Origin of the sequence: Streptomyces longisporoflavus (assembly GCF_014649775.1) — a bacterium.
GTDB classification, from domain to species: Bacteria; Actinomycetota; Actinomycetes; order Streptomycetales; family Streptomycetaceae; genus Streptomyces; species Streptomyces longisporoflavus.
Genome location: NZ_BMTR01000114.1, coordinates 1 through 1,122, shown reverse-complemented (window position 1 = coordinate 1,122; position 1,122 = coordinate 1). Strand labels below are relative to the sequence as shown.

The window sequence follows — 1,122 nt, the reverse complement described above, 5'->3', positions numbered from 1 at the left end:
CTTCAACATCTCTCTCTCGATGTCGGCTTGGCAGATTTCGCCACCGCCCAAACGTTCCTTGAAGAGGTAGCGAACGGCGTGCTGGCCCCTGCCGGTCTCAAGATTCGTGACGTTCTCACTCAGACTGCGCGAGAGCGAGCAGTGCTGATCGCTGGCGGGGCGGTCGCTCGCGACTATTTTGACCTCCTCATCGCTGCTGCTGACGCAGGATGGGAAGCATCGCAGCGAGGAGGAGCAGGTGAAGAGCCGTTCTCTATTGGAGCCGAAAGTGTTCAGGCTGCGGCGGGGCTGCGCCTCCAGAGGAAGCAAACTGACTTGCGTAACGATGCCGGGCGGGATGCTCCATCCCTGGAGTCGCGATTCGATGATCTTGTGAGATTCGTGAGAGATCGCGATACATTCTTTTTCCTTGTGCGTCGCGAACATATAGACACACAATGGGGTCGGGAGATCGTTGAACTCGAAGACTTGCGCTTCGTCCACCGCATCATGACCACTCGGCCAAATACGGCGACGTGGCGCGGTGTGGAGACGGTGGTCTTCATGGTGGACTTCGCCGCTCTTGTGCAACGGCGCATGCGTAGAGCCCCAGTTGAGTTCTGGAAGGCCGGTAAATCCGATGAACTCAGGCGTGCCGAGTGGGTGTACGATCCGGCTTGGGTCGACAGGCAATCTGGAGCGAACAATAGTGCTGATTCGGGGAGCTCGGAGGACGATCAGCTCCCCTTCGAGTAGCGCGATCGACTCAGGTCGGTGGAGCGGCTTTGGGCTGGAGCTGCTTTGGGGCGAGTGATCATGGCCCCGTAAGCTCATCGCGAGTCGGGCAGTCTGTGGACCTGCCCGTTAAAGCACGACGTTGGGGCCATGATCTTAGAGGCTCGCCCCAAAGTGGCTGCGTAAAGCCGTGGAGCCGACCGCCCTAGCCACGATGTACCCATTCTCTGGGGTCAGTTGGCCGCCAGCTCTTGTCGCGCGGCCTGGTGGACCGGGCCGGAGCGGGGCGGAGACAGGAGCGGCGGCCCGGGGAGCCGGGCCGCGCGCGGGGAGCGGAGCGAGCCGCCTTGAACCAGTAGAGAAAGTTGTAACTCAGTCCGTCTGCTGGGGCTTGAAGTCGTGGGCGCA

General features: G+C 61.2%; 1 protein-coding gene. It reads left to right on the top strand.

Going from position 1 to position 1,122, the window contains the following annotated elements; translation table 11 throughout:
• Nucleotides 1-735, top strand: a 735-nt coding sequence (locus tag IE226_RS43630; protein ID WP_190087091.1) for a hypothetical protein, incomplete at its 5' end; no start/stop codon positions are given.
• Between the last annotated feature and the right edge of the window lie 387 nt (nt 736-1,122).